The sequence below is a fragment of the Candidatus Binataceae bacterium genome (assembly GCA_035650475.1).
Lineage (GTDB): Bacteria > Desulfobacterota > Binatia > Binatales > Binataceae > JAKAVN01.
In genome coordinates this window covers 677209-692481 of record DASRHP010000012.1, presented here as the reverse complement: position 1 = coordinate 692481, position 15273 = coordinate 677209, and the positions used below count along the sequence as shown (strand labels likewise).

The 15273-nt window shown below is 67.8% G+C and carries 15 protein-coding genes and 1 tRNA gene; 9 read left to right on the top strand and 7 right to left on the bottom strand.

Annotated elements, in window-relative coordinates:
- The first annotated feature begins 136 nt into the window (after positions 1–136).
- The 4 genes from VFB33_14745 (at position 137) to VFB33_14730 (ending at position 2953) form a co-directional block, all read left to right on the top strand.
- Positions 137–1066: a 50S ribosomal protein L11 methyltransferase gene (locus VFB33_14745; GenBank protein HZO82952.1), complete on the top strand. Its 930-nt coding sequence runs from the start codon at positions 137–139 to the stop codon at positions 1064–1066.
- Positions 1063–1803, top strand: coding sequence for an RsmE family RNA methyltransferase (locus tag VFB33_14740; GenBank protein HZO82951.1), 741 nt, complete (start codon positions 1063–1065; stop codon positions 1801–1803). The genes VFB33_14745 and VFB33_14740 overlap by 4 nt, the downstream gene beginning before the upstream one ends.
- Positions 1804–1806: 3 nt before the next feature.
- Positions 1807–2766: a glutathione synthase gene (gshB, locus tag VFB33_14735; protein ID HZO82950.1), complete on the top strand. Its 960-nt coding sequence runs from the start codon at positions 1807–1809 to the stop codon at positions 2764–2766.
- 111 nt (positions 2767–2877) lie between these two features.
- Positions 2878–2953 (top strand) — tRNA-Phe (locus VFB33_14730).
- A gap of 100 nt (positions 2954–3053) precedes the next feature.
- On the opposite strand, the gene VFB33_14725 is transcribed toward VFB33_14730, so the two are convergent.
- The gene (locus VFB33_14725) at positions 3054–3545 is read right to left on the bottom strand and encodes a hypothetical protein (protein ID HZO82949.1); all 492 of its coding nucleotides are present in this window, start codon (positions 3543–3545) and stop codon (positions 3054–3056) included.
- Positions 3546–3734: 189 nt separating this feature from the next.
- On the opposite strand from VFB33_14725, the gene VFB33_14720 reads away from it, so the two are divergent.
- The 3 genes from VFB33_14720 (at position 3735) to VFB33_14710 (ending at position 6162) form a co-directional block, all read left to right on the top strand.
- Complete coding sequence (locus VFB33_14720; GenBank protein ID HZO82948.1) at positions 3735–4961, top strand: CoA transferase; 1227 nt, start codon at positions 3735–3737, stop codon at positions 4959–4961.
- 290 nt (positions 4962–5251) lie between these two features.
- Complete coding sequence (locus VFB33_14715) at positions 5252–5671, top strand: hypothetical protein (protein HZO82947.1); 420 nt, start codon at positions 5252–5254, stop codon at positions 5669–5671.
- Positions 5672–5691: 20 nt separating this feature from the next.
- The gene (locus VFB33_14710) at positions 5692–6162 is read left to right on the top strand and encodes a hypothetical protein (protein ID HZO82946.1); all 471 of its coding nucleotides are present in this window, start codon (positions 5692–5694) and stop codon (positions 6160–6162) included.
- Between the two features lie 74 nt (positions 6163–6236).
- On the opposite strand, the gene ruvB is transcribed toward VFB33_14710, so the two are convergent.
- The 4 genes from ruvB to VFB33_14690 are packed head-to-tail and all read right to left on the bottom strand — an operon-like array spanning position 6237 to position 9246.
- Positions 6237–7283 carry a Holliday junction branch migration DNA helicase RuvB gene (gene ruvB / locus VFB33_14705; GenBank protein ID HZO82945.1) on the bottom strand — a complete coding sequence of 349 codons (1047 nt, stop codon included), beginning with the start codon at positions 7281–7283 and terminating at the stop codon, positions 6237–6239.
- A complete protein-coding gene (gene ruvA, locus VFB33_14700) occupies positions 7273–7905 on the bottom strand; it encodes a Holliday junction branch migration protein RuvA (protein HZO82944.1) in 633 nt (210 codons plus the stop codon). The genes ruvB and ruvA overlap by 11 nt, the downstream gene beginning before the upstream one ends.
- A complete protein-coding gene (gene ruvC / locus VFB33_14695; GenBank protein HZO82943.1) occupies positions 7902–8444 on the bottom strand; it encodes a crossover junction endodeoxyribonuclease RuvC in 543 nt (180 codons plus the stop codon). The genes ruvA and ruvC overlap by 4 nt, the downstream gene beginning before the upstream one ends.
- A gap of 49 nt (positions 8445–8493) precedes the next feature.
- Entirely contained in the window at positions 8494–9246 is a 753-nt protein-coding gene (locus VFB33_14690; GenBank protein HZO82942.1) for a YebC/PmpR family DNA-binding transcriptional regulator, read from the bottom strand.
- 211 nt (positions 9247–9457) lie between these two features.
- Here VFB33_14690 and VFB33_14685 point away from each other — a divergent pair, with 211 nt between their 5' ends.
- Both VFB33_14685 and VFB33_14680 read left to right on the top strand, forming a co-directional pair.
- Positions 9458–10036, top strand: a complete 579-nt coding sequence (locus tag VFB33_14685) for a hypothetical protein (protein HZO82941.1) — start codon at positions 9458–9460, stop codon at positions 10034–10036.
- 105 nt (positions 10037–10141) lie between these two features.
- Complete coding sequence (locus VFB33_14680) at positions 10142–11227, top strand: zinc-binding dehydrogenase (GenBank protein HZO82940.1); 1086 nt, start codon at positions 10142–10144, stop codon at positions 11225–11227.
- A 72-nt stretch (positions 11228–11299) separates the two neighbouring features.
- Here the strand turns inward: VFB33_14680 and VFB33_14675 are convergent, their stop codons facing one another.
- Both VFB33_14675 and VFB33_14670 read right to left on the bottom strand, forming a co-directional pair.
- Positions 11300–12010, bottom strand: coding sequence for a hypothetical protein (locus VFB33_14675; GenBank protein HZO82939.1), 711 nt, complete (start codon positions 12008–12010; stop codon positions 11300–11302).
- Positions 12011–12165: 155 nt separating this feature from the next.
- Positions 12166–15228: a phospholipid carrier-dependent glycosyltransferase gene (locus tag VFB33_14670; GenBank protein ID HZO82938.1), complete on the bottom strand. Its 3063-nt coding sequence runs from the start codon at positions 15226–15228 to the stop codon at positions 12166–12168.
- Positions 15229–15273: the final 45 nt, after the last annotated feature.

Here is a 15273-nt window from a genome sequence, read left to right as displayed (position 1 = left end):
CGAACCAGACCCTGCCCCTCTGCGCGCGAGTGTACCCGCGCGGCGGCCCCGCGGGCAAATTCGAACACCGGCGGGTTTCCACAGGCGAAAGCCTACTCGTAAAGGCGCGCCACGATCCCTTATTCTTGAGGTTGCGATGAGAACCAGCCGCAAGCAGGCGCCCGCGCGCGGGCGGGCGGAGACGCAAAGCTACGTGCGCGTCGCCTTCACGACACCGGCCGCCATTGCCGACGAGGCGGCGGGCGTGCTGGTCGCGCACGGCGCGCTCGGATGCGCGGTCAGCGGCGACCACCGCGTCGTCGGCCGCCGCACCACGGTCGGGCTGGAAGCGTACTTCGAGCACCTCAGTTCTGCGCGACTACGCACCATCCGCCGCACGATGGCGGCGGCCGGGATGCTTGCCGGAAACGATCGTGCGCCGCGTCTGCGGCGTGTTGCCGACCCCGGATGGGCAACCGCATGGAAGGCGCGCTTTGCACCGCTCAGCGTCGGCCGTCGCCTGCTCATCGTTCCGCCGTGGGAGACGCGAGCCGGCCGCAGCGTGGAAGACGGCTGCCGCCTGCGCGTCGTTATCAATCCGGGCCAGGGATTCGGCACCGGCCATCATCCGACAACCTACGGCGCGCTGCGCGCGCTGGAGGCGCTGTGCGCCGGGCGGCGCTTCAGAAACTCACTCGACGTCGGCACCGGATCCGGCATCCTCGCAATCGCGATGCGGCTGCTGGGCATCGCACGCGTCACAGCCATCGACATCGACGAAGCCGCGCTAGACAATGCGCGCGAGAACGCGGCGCTCAACTCGACGGGGCGGACGATCCGCTTTTCGGCGACGCCGGTAGCGCGCCTGTGCGGACGGTTTGATCTGGTGACGGCTAATATCCTGAGCTCGACGCTGGCCGCGATGGCGGCGGCGCTCAAACGGCTGCTGACGCGCGACGGACTCCTGGTGCTCGGCGGAATTCTCAGCCGCGAGGTGCCGGGGCTGCTCGCCAGCTTCCGCCCCGAGCTTCGGCTCGTCGCCAGGCGGCGCGATCGCGGATGGGCCACGCTGGTGCTCGCGCGATGAAACGGCCCCCGCGCTTCGCGGTCTCGTCCGGGGCGATTGACGGCGCATTCGCCCGCGTTGAGGGTGCCGAGCTTCATCACATGCGCGACGTGATGCGGCTTGAGCCGGGCGCCGAGGTCGCGCTATTCGACGAGCGCGGCGTCGAGTATGCGGGACGGATTCGAGAATTTGAGGCGCGGCAGGCAGTTATCGAGGTCGCCGCGGCGCCGCCGCGCCCCGCCAAGGCGCTGGCGGGCCTGATCCTCGCGGCCGCAATAATCAAGGGTCCGCGCATGGATTTTATGGTCGAGAAGGCGGCCGAACTCGGCGCCGCCGAGCTGTGGCCGATAGTGTGCGCACGCGGCGTCGCGCGCGGGGCGGGTGCCGAGCGGCTTGCGCGATGGCGCCGGCTGGCGACTGCAGCGGCCAAACAGAGCCCGGCGCCGCGCGCGCTCGAGGTTCGCGCCCCGCTCGGGATCGAAGACTTGATCCGGTGCGCCGGCGGGGGCAGGCTCTGTGTGCTCCTGCGCGCTGGCGCGCGCCCGCTCGGCGCGCTGGTGCGCGCGACGCGGCCGCGCTCGCTGCTGCTTTTATGCGGTCCGGAGGGCGACTTCACCGACGGCGAGCTTGCGGCGGCGCGCGCCGCGGGCTTCGTCGAGGCGGGGCTCGGGCCGCGCCGGTTGCGCAGCGAAACGGCGGCGCTGGCCGCGCTCAGTATCGCGGCCGACGCGCTTTGGGAAACTGGCGGAGAAGGCTGACCGGTGGCTTACAAATTCGCCTTTGTGATGGATCCGCTCGAGGGCGTGCTGCCTGACAAGGACACCACGTTCGTCTTCATGCTCGAGGCGCTGACGCGCGGCCACGAGATTTACTTCGTCGCCCTGCGCGACCTCTTCGCCGCCGGCCATCGCGCGTTCGCGCGGGCGCGGCGATGCGAGGTCAGGCGTGCGACGCCGCATTACCGCTTCTGCGACGACGGCGCCGAGTACGCGCTCGAGGAGTTCCACGCGATCTTCATGCGCAAGGACCCGCCGGCCGACGCCGACTACCTCTACGCGACGATGCTGCTGAGCCTCGCCGACAGTCGGCGCACCTTCGTGCTCAACCGTCCCGCGGGCCTGCGCGAGGCCAACGAGAAGCTTTACGCGCTCAACTTTCCCGGCGCGATTCCGCCCACGCTTGTCACCCAGGACCTCGGCCGGCTGAAAAAATTCATGATCGAACAGGGCGGGCGGATGATCGTCAAGCCGCTCGACGGGCACGGCGGCGAGAGTGTGTTTTTGGCCTCGGCCGAGGACCGCAACCTCAACGCCATCCTCGAGGCGGTCACCCGCTTCGGCTCGCGCCTGATCATGGCGCAGCGTTATCTGCCCGAGGTGCGCGACGGCGACAAGCGGCTGATCGCGCTCAACGGCGAGCCGCTGGGATGCACGCTGCGGGTGCCGCGCGACGACGAGAACCGCGGCAATATCCACGTCGGTGGCAACTGCGTCAGGGCCGAGATCACCGCACGCGACCGCGAGATCTGCCGAATGCTGCGGCCGCGATTGGAGCGCGATGGGCTGTACTTCGTCGGGCTCGACATCATCGGCAACTACCTCACCGAGGTCAACGTGACCTCGCCCACCGGAGTGCAGGAGATTGACCGCCTCGACGGCGTCAACCTAGAGGCGCGCGTGATCGACTTCGTCGAGGAGCGCGTAACCGCGCTCGACCGCTAGCCGGCGTTGGATTGCGCGGGCCGGCGGCAGCAATCGCGCTGTTGCAAGGGCGTCGCGGGACGGGTACCAATAAGACCGCCGCCGCCCGCGAGCAGCTCGGGCCGCGCCGGTGGGCAGGTAGCTCAGTCGGTAGAGCAGAAGACTGAAAATCTTCGTGTCGAGTGTTCGATTCACTCCCTGCCCACCAAAAATCATCTAGGTTCGAAACTCTTGTTCGGCCGCACGAGGACACCGGACCGCCTTGGATTCGCTGAAAGGCCAGACCCGTCCGCGACGCCGCCCACGCCCTATCGCACGGCGCTGGAGGTAGCTCCGGACGCGGCGCCCTGCTTGGGATAAACGATCGCGATACCGCCCATGTAGCGCTCGGCGTGGCCTACTTCGCCGACCACCGGATGGTGCTTGGGGCCGTACTGGGGATCCTCGGAACCGGGGCCGATGTTGGGCTGCCCGGCGGCGGCGCCTTTGATCTTCTCGCCCTCCTTCTGCTCACCCTGCGCGGTAATCACGAGCGCGTCGGCGCCGACCTCGCAGGCCTTGCGCTGAAGCAGCGTGCGCAATTCGCTATCTGTGGCTGAGCGATCAGCATAGACCTCGACGATCGCGACCTGATGGAAGTCTCGCTGGGGCGTCGCACCCAGGACCGGCATCGCGCAGTCTGGCGCTTTGGCCGGCAGCATGTAGTCGCCCATCTGGGTAGCGGTCGCGACCGGCGCATGTACCTGCACGCGCGCGCATCCCCATCCAAAGGCGGCCAGCGCCCCCAAGACGAGCGCCAAGGCCGGATGGTGCGATCGCGGCCACCGCTTTGTCGAACCAACCTGAAAATACATCACAACTCTCCAACCGTTTCTAACCGAGCGCCGACACAATTAAAATGCCCGCCCGACGGAAGCCAGACCAGCGGGACGGTCCGGGTTGCACCGGGGCCCTGATAGAAAAGTCAACAACACGACGGAGGAAAAGCGATGGCGAACGGCGGCCTGCGCCACGTGCTCGACGGCTACAAGGTGCTCGACTTTACCCAGGTCCTGGCGGGGCCGACGGTGACCCGGCTGATGGCCGAAATGGGCGCCGAGATAATCAAGGTCGAACTGGCGCCCAATGGCGACTTCTCGCGCGGCTTCCCCTATATCCGCGACGGCCGGAGCGCCTATTACATCCAGCAGAACCGCGGTAAGAAAAGCCTGTGCGTGGACGCAAAAGCGCCCGAAGGCCGCGCGATAATCGAGCGGCTCATCCCCAAGGTTGACGTGGTGGTCGAGAACTTCGCGCCGGGCGTGATCAAGCGCATGGGCTTCGACTATCCGGCGGTGCGAGCGCTCAACGCGCGGATCATCATGTGCTCGGTGTCGGCTTTCGGCCAGACCGGGCCGCTCTCCTCCGAGCCGGGCTACGACTATATCGCGCAGGCCTACGCCGCGGTGACCCACATGATCGGCGATCCCAACGGGCCGCCGGCGATCCCGATGCTCGGGTTGGGTGATGTCTCCACCGGGGCGCATGCGATGGGCGCCATCGTCGCCGCCCTTCTCCATCGCGAGCGCACCGGCGTCGGCCAGTACCTCGACATTTCGATCCTCGACGCTTACTTCCACTGCCAGGAAATGAACGTGCAGATATTCAGCGCGAGCGACGGCGCGATTAACCCCAAACGCTCCGGCGTGCACCATCCGCAGATCTGCCCCACCGGCGTCTTCCGGAGCAAGGACGGCTACCTGATCGTAATGGCCTTCCTCGACCATCAGTGGGCCGCGCTATGCAAGGTGATGGGCCGGCCGGAGCTGGCCGACGATCCACGCTTCAAGACCAACGCACTGCGCCTGGAGCATCGCGAAGAAGTCGTCGGCGTGATCGAGCATTGGCTGGCGAGCACGCCGAGCGACGCCGCCGCGATGGACGCGCTGCATCAGGCGCGCATTCCAGTCGCCCCGGTGCTGTCGATCGATCAGGCCGTCAACCATCCCCACCTGCGGGCGCGCCAGACCGTGCGGCGCCTGAGCGATCCGATCTTCGGCGAGTTTGATGCGCCGGGTTTCCCGCTGCGGTTCTCGGCTTTCCCCGGGTTCCTGCCACTGGAGGCGCCGACGCTGGGCCAGCATAATCGCGAGATTCTCCAGCGCCATCTCGGCTACAGCGCCGAAAAGATCGCCGAACTGGAGCGCGCGGGCGTCCTGCACAGCGGCCCGCGTTGAGCCGGGGATGCGGGCGCCGGCGTCTTTCGCAGCCTGCGCCTTCGCGCTAGTTAAATTGGCGGAGCGTGACCCGTGCAGCTTGATTGGTCAATGTGGGTGAGACTCGGGCTTGTAATCGTGCTGGCGCTCGTCGTGCGTCAGGCAGTGCTGCATTACGGACGCAAGGCGATGGACCGCCGGAGCAACAGCGCGCCGAAGAACAGGCGCCGGCGTCAATGAGCTGATCTGACGGCTTCAACGCCGACCCCGCGGACGAATCCATGCGGCATTTTTCCCCGGTTGCGGCTTTTATGGCGGCCCTGGCGGTTGCGCTCGCGGGCTGCCAGGCCTACCAGCAACAGCAGCAGGTGCTTTCGCAGGAGCAGATCCAGCAGGGCAACACGATGCTCGACCGCCAGCGCATCCTGATGTCCACCGGCGGCATCGACGACCCCTACCAGAAGCTCGGTGAACTCAGTTACACCGAACCGCTCTCGCCCGATGCGATCGACAGCACCCACATCAACCAGAAGCTGCGCGAAATGGCGATCGCCAGATGGGGCCGCCAGGTCGACGCCGTGATTCATATCAGCAGCAAGGTCGGCGCCGACGCGACCACGATGACGGTCAGCGGCGAGGCGGTCCAGGTGACGGGCAACTGCTCGTACTGCCGCCACAACCACGCCTCTCCGACGTTAGCGCCGACCAGCAGGATGCCGGTCCCCGACTGATCCCGCGGAACGTCCCTGGCATGCGAGCCCGATACGTTATCTGTCCGTCGCGCAATCTGATAAGGCGCCGTCGCGCGCTCGAGCTGGGCGCAATCCTGGTCGCCGTCACGCTATGCATCTCCGCATGCCAGACCTACGTGCAGCAGCGCCGAGCCGAGCGCCAGGCGGAGCGCGAGCGCGTAATCCAGGAAGACCACGGGCGTATCCTGATCTACACCGGCGGCATCCAGCGGCCCTACGACAAGCTCGGCGACCTGAGCTACAGCGATCCGCTCAACGGCGAAACGATCGATACTGACTACATCAACGAGAAGCTGCGCCAGATGGCGATCGCGCGCTGGGGCAACAACGTTGACGCGATCATCCACGTCAGCACCAAGGTCGGCGACGGCGATCCGCCGACGATCGCGATCAGCGCCGAGGCAATCAGAATGAAAGATCCCTGTCACGGCTGCCGCCATTCGCTGGCTCCGCCGGTGCCCTCGGCGTAAGCGGCGCGCCTCGGCTGGCCAACGATCGGCGGGCACGGAAGCCGGCCCGCTGGCTCAAAAACAAGCGAACCGGTTCAGAGCAAAGTGCCGCGGCGGGTGCGGCCGAGATGGCCGTAGGCGCGCTGGGTCGCGACGCGCCCGCGCGCGGTACGCGAGATGAAGCCCTCCTGGAGCAAGTAGGGCTCGTATACCTCCTCGATCGTGTCGGGCTCCTCGCCGACCGCGGCCGCCAGGCTCTCGACACCCACCGGCCCGCCGTCGAAGACGTCGATAACCGCGGCCAGGATCGCACGATCCATCCGGTCGAAGCCGCAGGCGTCGATCTCGAGCAGTTCGAGCGCGCCGAGCGCGACCTCGCGCGTCACCGTCGCCGCCTCGTTGACCTGGGCAAAGTCGCGCACGCGCCGCAGGATACGGTTGGCAATTCGCGGCGTGCCGCGCGAGCGGGCGGCGATTTCCTGCGCGCCCTCGGCGTCGATTCGCACGCCGAGCAGGCGCGCCGAGCGCGTCACGATCTCGGTCAGCTCGGCGTGGCTGTAGAACTCAAGATGGAAATGTTGGCCGAAACGGTCGCGCAGCGGCGAGCTCAGCAGGCCGGCGCGCGTGGTCGCGCCGACCAGCGTGAACGGCTTGACCGCCAGCGGCATCGTCCGCGCGCCCATCCCCTTACCGACCACGATATTGAGCTCGAAGTCCTCCATCGCCGGGTACAGCACCTCCTCGACCGGGCGGGCGAGGCGATGGATTTCGTCGATAAAGAGCACGTCGTGCTCCTCGAGCCCGCTGACGATCGCGGCGAGGTCGCCGGCGCGCTCGATCGCCGGGCCCGAGGTCGCGCGCACGTTGACCCCGAGCTCGCGCGCGATGATGTGGGCGAGCGAGGTCTTGCCCAAGCCCGGAGGGCCGGAAAAGAGGACGTGGTCGAGGACCTCTGCGCGCTGGCGCGCCGCCTGGATCGACATCCCGAGGACCTTGCGGATACGCCCCTGACCGACGAACTCGTCGAGCGCGCGCGGGCGCAGCGAGAGGTCGATTGCGCGCTCTTCGTCGCTCGCGCCGGGTGCGGCGAGGCGGGCGGCGTCGGCGGCGTCGGCCCCTGTTTTGTTCGCCTTACCTTTCACCCAGCAATATCGCGAGCGACTCGCGGATAATCGCTTCCAGTGCGCGCGGCGCGTCGCCGGCCGCGCGTGCCGCGGCGTCCACCGCGCGGCGCGCCTCGACGGGCTTGTAGCCGAGATTGACCAGCGCCGAGACGGCGTCGTCGATCTCGCTCGCCCCCGCCGCCCGGCCATCGGCGGCGCCATTAGCCTGCTCGATTCGCTCTGCGGCGGCCGTCCTCAGCTCGCCGATCTTGTCGCGCAGCTCGCGCACCACGCGCTCAGCGACCTTGGCGCCGACCCCCGGCACGGCGTCGAGCCGCTCGACGTCCTCGTGTGCGATCGCACTGACCAGCTCGTCGGGCGAGAGCACCGACAGGATAGCAAGCGCCAGCTTGGGCCCGACGTGCTGCACCAGCATCAGCAGGTCGAAGGCCTGCTTCTCGGCCGCGGTGGAAAAGCCGTAGAGGGTTAGCGACTCCTCGCGCACCACCATCCGCACGTCCAGCGCGACGGGCGCGCCCGGCGCGGGCAGCCGGTAGTAGGTCGACAGCGGGATGAAGACCTCGTAGCCGACACCCGCGGTTTCGACCACCGCTCTGCCCGCCTGGCGCTCCCTAAGCCGGCCGCTCAGGCTCGCGATCATCGCGCGCCTCCCGCAAGCGCCCTGCGCCGGCGGCTACTCGCCTGCGCCGCCGCCGCCATCAGTTGCGCCGGCGCGCGATACAGATGACACAGCGCGATCGCCAGGGCGTCGGCGGCGTCGGCATCCAGCTCAACCCCGTCGCCCAGCGCAAGCGTGCGCCGCACCATGTAGCCGATCTGCGCTTTGTCGGCGTGGCCGTAGCCGGCGACGGTCACCTTGACGTCGTTGGGAGTGTATTCGTAAAGCGCCAGCCCGCGCTCCGCCGCCGCGAGCATCGCGACCGCGCGCGCCTCGCCGAGGCGAAAGGCGCTCTGCACGTTGGCGGCGACGAAACTGCGTTCCAGGCTCATCGCGGCCGGCGCGTACTCGTCGATGAGCCCGAGCAGGCGGTCGTGAATCGATTTGAGCCGCGGGCCGCCGCGCAGCGCCGTCGGCGGGCGAATCGTGCCCGCCGCGATATGCACGGGTTTCGAGGGGACGCCCTCGATCACGCCGAACCCGGTAGCCACGTTGCCCGGGTCCACCCCTATCACCCGCATCACCGCCACCTCCTAGCGCGGGGCGCGTGCGCCCGCGTGCCGCATCAGGTTAGGCCGCCGAGTACTGCGCCATCTCCTCGTCGCTGATATCGAAGTTGGAGGAAACGCTCTGGACCTCGTCGTGGTCCTCGAGCTCCTCCATCAGCTTGAGCACCTGTTCCGCGGTATGGCCCGAGACGCGCACGGTGTTGTCGGGATGGCGCGACACCTCGGCACTCGCGATCGGGATGCCGGCCTTCTCGATCGCGTCGCGCACTGCGGCGAACTTCTCGGGAGCGGTCAGGACCTGGAAGCTGTCGTTGTCGGAGGTGACGTCGTCGGCGCCGGCCTCCAGCGCGACCTCCATCAGGCGGTCCTCGTCGACCACGCCCTTGTCGATGGTGACGACGCCGCGCTTCTTGAACATCCACGCGACGCATCCCGCCTCGCCGAGGTTGCCGCCGTGGCGCGAAAAGATGAAGCGCAGCTCGGCGACCACCCGGTTGCGGTTGTCGGTGAGCACGTCAACGATCACCGCCACGCCGCCTGGGCCGTAGCCTTCATACACGACCTCTTCGAGCTGGCCGCCGCCCAGCTCGCCGGTGCCCTTCTTGATCGCGCGCTCGATATTGTCGTTGGGCATCGATTGCGCGCGCGCCGCCGTCACCGCTGCACGCAGGCGCGGGTTGGAATTGAGGTCGCCGCCGCCGAGGCGGGCTGCGATCGTGATTTCCTTGATGAGCTTGGTGAAGAGCTTGCCGCGCTTGGCGTCGCGCGCGGCCTTCTTATGCTTGATCGAACTCCACTTGGAATGACCTGACATTGATGCGCCCTCGCGGACTCGCCCGCCTACGGGCAGCGGTCCCGCGCCGAGCCTACCACATCGGCGCATCACGGGGGAGCGATTGCCGGGCCGATAGCTCTTCAAGGCTCGCGTGCCGTGCAACCGTTGCACCGCGTACGCTTTGTCCGTTCAATGGAGCGACGGAGCCCCGGCCGCGGGCCAGGCTCGGACTGCGAGGACGTGGGACAGGATGAATCGCGTTCACACTGGCTCGATCACCGCGCCGGCGGCGGGCGCAACGCCGCTGCGGGCCGCACGCCTGGCGCTGAAGGCCGCAACGCTCGCCCTCCTCGCGAGCGCGGGATGCTTCTATCCGCCGACCCAGGCGCCGCCGCCGCCGAACAAAAACAAGGTCGCGCTCGATCAGCCCTACGACCTGGCCTGGGACGCGGTGCATGCCGTGATCCGCAAGAATAAGCTGCACATCAATGCCGAGGATCCCAACCACGGCATAATCGAGACCGAGACCAACCGCTTCACGCTGGACGACGCCGACTGCGGCAATCTCAAAGGCATCGTCGGCAAGTACGCGGCTGAACCCAACGACGCGGCAACGGCGGTCTACAACTTCGAAGTCAAGCCCAACGGGCGCGAGGCGAGCACGGTCGCGGTACAGGCGACGTTCAGCGCTCCGCTCCACATTCCGCTGCATCCGATGACCGACGTGCAATGCGTCTCGCGCGGCAAGTCCGAAGCGCGCCTGCTCCAGGAGATCGTCGCCGAAGCGGCTCAGATGAAGCGGCCGACCTTTGCCGCGCCGACCGATTGACCCCGGCGCGCGCTTGACATTCGCCCATCGGCGGGCGAAACCGATGCCATCAACGGGGCGCGCGCGGACCATTGCCGTTGCGCCCAACGCAGGAGAAGCATCGCGATGAAGGGAAAGGTCGCCTTTATTCCCACCGGCCACAAGATTGAGTTTTTCGAGCACGAGGTTCCGCCGCCCCCGCCGGGCGGACTTATCGCCGAAGTCACTCAGACCAACGTATGCGGCTCCGAAGTCCATATGTGGCGGGGCGAATTTGGCGGCCGCCACGGGATCATGCCCGGGCACGAGATGGCCGGACGGATCATGGCGCTCGGCGATGGAGTGAAGACCGACTGGGCGGGCGTGCCGGTGAAGGCAGGCGATCGGATCGCGCCGGTCTATTACTCGGTGTGCAACCGATGCGCCAACTGCGTGGTCGGCAACCAGGCGGCCTGCGTCAACAAGGTCTTCGGCGTGCGTCATCCGAGCGAACCGCCGCATTTCACCGCGACCTTCGCCACCCATTACATCGTGCGCGCCGCGCAGAATTTCTACCGCGTGCCCGACAACGTCCCCGATCTCATCGCCTCGTCGGCCAACTGCGCGATGTCGCAGGTATACTGGGGACTCGACCGCGGCCGGCTGCGTTACGGCGAGAGCCTGGTGGTGCTCGGCGCGGGCGGGCTGGGACTGCATGCGATGGCGATTGCCAAGGCGCGCGGCGCCTACGTGATCGCAATCGATGGTGTTGACCGCCGCCTCGACGAGGCGGCCCGGTTCGGCGCTGACGCGACGATCGATTTGCGCAAGTACCCGACTTCGGAAGCGCGCCAGAAGCGTATCCGCGAGATCCTCGGCGCCACGCCCGACGTCGTGCTCGAAGTCGCGGGCGTTCCCGAGGCGTTCATCGATGCGCTTGAACTCGCCTCGGTCGGCGGCCGCGTGATCGAAATCGGCAACATCTCGCCGCAGCTCACGGCCCCAATCGCACCGTGGCGGGTGACCTTCAAGTCGCTCGAAGTAATCGGCGTCGTAATGTATCCGCCGCACTATCTCAAGAAGGCGCTCGACTTCCTCTCCGCGCACATCGACCGTTATCCGTACAGGGAGATGTGCGATGCGACCTTCCCGCTGTCCAGGGCGGCCGAGGCGCTGGACAAAAGCGAGCGGCGCGAGGTTACGCGCGCCGGACTGCTGCCGCAGCAGGGATAAAGGCCTCGTGGCCGTGCTCGGGCGTTAATCCTCAGGGATCGGCGGGCGCGCGTCGTCACCGACTTGTACGCGTCAGCGCCCGACCTTGCGCCGGCCGCCGTCGCCCGACCGGCGCCGTCGCTCGGCGCGCGGCGGCGGCGCCGCCGTCGCGCGCTCGTCCGCGCCGTAAAGGTTCCACCCTACTACGGTCAGGATTCCGAGTAGCACGAACGTCGCGATCAGCGTCCAGAAACGGCCGACCGGCGGTGCGGCTTCGGCCTTGCGCACCGCGGCGAGGTCGTAAACCGGCGTCGCCTCGGGCGGCGGCGCGGCAACTCTGACCACGCTCGGCTTGCGGAAGAAGGCACGGCCGCTGTTCAGGCTGCCGAAGTTGCCCAAGCGCAGGGCGACGTCGACGTCGGCGCCATGCGCGCCAACCCTGAGGTAGAAGCCGAGCCGGCGCCAATCGGTGGTGCCGCGCAAGTCAGTGGAATTTATTCCGTCCTCGTCGAGGCTGACGGTTGCGCCAGTTGCGTTGGACGGCACCTCCTCGGTGCGCACCTCGGCGCTGACGTAGTACCATCCGGGGCCAAGGCTGAGCGATTGGATCCAGCGCGCGTCGTTGGGTTGGAAGTTAGTGACTACCAGCTCCGGCTCGCTGCCCGTCGAATGCAGCCAGTCGTAGCCCGTGACCGTAGGCGCTTCCTTCCATCCGCCGGTGCGCCAATGATCAGGCGACTTGCCGGCGCCGCGTGTCAGGTCGGAATTGGCGAGCAGATTGGGCCCGCCGGGCAACGCTTGCACCGCCGCGGTTCCCCTAACCGTCGCCGCGGGACTGGCGTCGGCGCCGCATGCCGTTGGCGGGCAGAGCCAGGCAACGAGCGACGCGACGAGCGCAATCGCGAACAAGGCGGCGGCGCTTGTACGGCTGTTCGGCGCGCTCATGATCCCCGCTAGCGCTATATCCAGTTGCGCAGGCCCGGCCCCTTGAGCCACATCCTTGCGTAATACCCCGCGCGCTCAATCGGGATCCCGGTCCATACTGGGAAATAGTAGATGAACAGGACCGTCGCCATGCCGACGAAGCCCACGGCGACCAGCCGCGGCGCCCAGCGCGGCGGCTCGATGCCCGCGCCCAGCTCGGCCGCGACCAGGTAGCAGGCGAAGACGACCAACAGGGCACCCGTCGCCTGCCCCTGCCAGCCGCCCATCCCGAGGATCACCGCCGGCACCATCGTGAGCACCAGCGCCGCGCATTCCCACATCTCGGCCTCACCCTTCCAGGCGTCAGCGAGAACGACGGCGAGCGCCAGGTAGCCGATGTAGATCGACGGCATGTAGTGATACAGGAACAGCGTGCGACCGACCGGCATCCAGATCACCAGATTTCCGAGGTAGCCGAGGACGAGAAAGACCCGCGCCGGGCTGGGGCGCTCGAGCGCGCGCACCGCCGTGATGGTGATGGCCGTAAGCGCACCCCACCACAGTAGCGGATTGCCGCCGCCCCAGATCGTCGCCACCTTGCCCTGCGGCGGGAAGTTCTGCCAGTAGGCGATCGGCCGCAGCATCAGCGGCCAGCTCCACCATGGCGAAGCGTACGGATGGGTCGCCTGGGCGACGCTCCTCTCGTACCAGACCACGTCCTTGTAGTACTGGAAGAGGTCCGCGATCCCGCGCCACCATCCAAGGGCATAATGGGGAATAAAAACCCCTATGTAGAAAATGGTGCTGAGCGCGCCCACCAGCAGCACCGCGCCGGCAACGCGGCGGTTGCGCTCGGCCGGCGCCGTGGCATGCTCCCGGCGGACGATGAAGTAAATCATGAAGCCCAGGCACAGCAGGAACGCGACGGCCGGAACGTAGAGCTTCGAGCCTACGCACAATCCCAGTGTCACGCCCATCGCGGCCAGCGTCCGCCGCCGATCTACTTCCTCCTGGCCTTGGGCGAAACGGAACAGCAGCAGGTATGACCAGGCGGCGAAGGTGAGATAGACGATGTCGATCACGGCGATGCGCGAATCGACGAGGTACATCCCGTCGCAGGTGATGAACGCGGCGGCCAGTGCTGCCGCCAGCCGCGAGGCAAACATCCGCCGCCCCAGCAGGAAGGTCAGCGCGACGAGCAGTGTGCCAAGAATGGCGTTGCCAATACGCCAGCTCCACGGATGGTCGCCGAAAAGTAGGATACCAGCGGTGATCACCAGCTTGGCGAGCGGCGGATGGGGATCGAGGAACGGCTCGGCGCGGATGTAGTGGCGCGCCTGGGCGACGAAGTGCACCTCGTCGAAGACGATCTCGGGCGGGTAGCCGAGATGCCACAGGCGGGTGGCCGCGGCGACCGCGACCAGCCCCGCGATAATCACTGTGTCAGCCCCTAGCCACGGGATCGACCGCATCGCCGCCGTCGGCTCACGCTCGATGCGAACGGGCGGCGCAGGCGCAGCCTCGCCCATAACGCCCGACGCCGGCGCCGCGCTGGCGCCCGGCATCTGAGCCGTTATCCGCCGCCAGAGCGGTCCACCAGACGAGCCCGCCGCGCTCGAAACGCGCTCGGCGCCGCTGGCTTTTTCGGATGCGACCGCCGCGAATCCGTAGTCGGCGGTGAGCGCGAGCGCGAGGACGTTGATCGCCGCAGCCGCCATCGCAAGAGCGTCGCGCGAGTCTAGAAACACGACCGTCTTCAGCGCGTGCAGCACGTAGGCGAGGTTGAACAAGCAGGTGAGCGTGAGAATTGCGAACACCGCCGCCATCTCGGCGCTCTCGACCGCCAGCGGTGCGGCGAAGACGAGCGCCGCATAGAGGTAGCGCTCGTGCATTCGCGGCGCGAGCATGAAGAAGCCGAACAGCGCGCCGAAGCATCCGTAGAGGAGGCCGTGCGCGCTGCGGTCCCGCCACAGACGCCAGCCCACGAATGCGTACAGCGGCATCAGCAGCGACATTCCCAACGCGAAATACGACACGCCGGCGAGCGTATCGCTATCGGGCTTGCGCAACCCGCCAAGCAGCGCGAGCAGGTTGAACGCGTTGACCGAGGTCTCGTGGTAGTAAGCCGCCGTCGAATGGTAAAGCTCGAAAACCCAGTACCACGGATGGCCGAGCTGGAACGGCACAACGCCGACCACCGCCGTCACCACTGCGGCCGCCGCGGCGCGCCACCATTGCCACTGCGGCGCGCGCAGCACCGTCCACCATCCCAGCACCGGCACGAACATCAGCGCCTGCGGCTTGACCAGCACGCCGACGGTGGCGAGCGCCCACGCCAGCTCGAACTCGTCGTCGAGCGCGAGCGCGGCGCTCAACATCAGTACGCTCGCCATCACCGAGTCGGTCTGGCCCCAAACCACCGTGTCGTACAGGAGAGCGGGGTTGAGAGCGACCAGCAGCAGGGCGACGCGGGCGGCAACGGGGCGCGCGGGACGCGTCCGGCGGACCAGAACGAAAGCCACCGCGGCAAGCGCAAAGTCGGCCATCAGCGCCGGCGCCTGTACGATCATCTTTAGCGCGACGCCCGAGGCGTGGAGCGCCGAGGCGACGAGGCCCATCAGCCACAGCGCGTAGAGATAGCCGGGCGGATAATCGAGGAAGTAGCCGGCGCGGTAGATGCGCGCCGGCCCCCGCGCCACTATCTCGAGCGCCCATGATTCGTAACTCGAGATATCGTTGGAGTAGCCTGCGAACAGCGGAAGCAGCGCGAACTTGACCGCGGCGATCGCCGCCAGCAGCGCCAGCGCGCGGGCGAGTTCGGCACGCTGCGTCTTCAGTAGCGGGGCGGCGTAGAGATAGAACGAGTAGCCGAGCAGCGCGAGCAGCAACAGGCCCGACACAAGACCTGGCAGCTTGCCGCTGGCCGGTTGGGCGGGCGTGGCGAGCTGGATCGGCACCGCCGCGCACACGCCCGCAAGGGCCGCCGTCGCGATCGCCACGAGCGCCGCCGTCGCAACGGCACGCCGCCATCGCCCGGCGCTCTGCGCCGCACGCCACAATTGGCGGGCCCACGCCGCCACCCTATTGATCCGGTACATCTCGTTCCGTGTCCGCGCCCGCATCCGATCCGTGGCGAGCACAGC

What these genes read in the sequence shown, in the direction of transcription:
- VFB33_14715 (HZO82947.1), top strand. Translation starts at nt 5,252, where the DNA reads ATGGCGGCCCTGGCGGTTGCGCTCGCGGGCTGCCAGGCCTACCAGCAA.
- VFB33_14685 (HZO82941.1), top strand. Translation starts at nt 9,458, where the DNA reads ATGAATCGCGTTCACACTGGCTCGATCACCGCGCCGGCGGCGGGCGCA.
- VFB33_14720 (HZO82948.1), top strand. Translation starts at nt 3,735, where the DNA reads ATGGCGAACGGCGGCCTGCGCCACGTGCTCGACGGCTACAAGGTGCTC.
- ruvC (HZO82943.1), bottom strand. Translation starts at nt 8,444, where the DNA reads ATGCGGGTGATAGGGGTGGACCCGGGCAACGTGGCTACCGGGTTCGGC.
- VFB33_14745 (HZO82952.1), top strand. Translation starts at nt 137, where the DNA reads ATGAGAACCAGCCGCAAGCAGGCGCCCGCGCGCGGGCGGGCGGAGACG.
- ruvA (HZO82944.1), bottom strand. Translation starts at nt 7,905, where the DNA reads ATGATCGCGAGCCTGAGCGGCCGGCTTAGGGAGCGCCAGGCGGGCAGA.
- VFB33_14680 (HZO82940.1), top strand. Translation starts at nt 10,142, where the DNA reads ATGAAGGGAAAGGTCGCCTTTATTCCCACCGGCCACAAGATTGAGTTT.
- VFB33_14670 (HZO82938.1), bottom strand. Translation starts at nt 15,228, where the DNA reads ATGTACCGGATCAATAGGGTGGCGGCGTGGGCCCGCCAATTGTGGCGT.
- VFB33_14740 (HZO82951.1), top strand. Translation starts at nt 1,063, where the DNA reads ATGAAACGGCCCCCGCGCTTCGCGGTCTCGTCCGGGGCGATTGACGGC.
- VFB33_14710 (HZO82946.1), top strand. Translation starts at nt 5,692, where the DNA reads ATGCGAGCCCGATACGTTATCTGTCCGTCGCGCAATCTGATAAGGCGC.
- VFB33_14690 (HZO82942.1), bottom strand. Translation starts at nt 9,246, where the DNA reads ATGTCAGGTCATTCCAAGTGGAGTTCGATCAAGCATAAGAAGGCCGCG.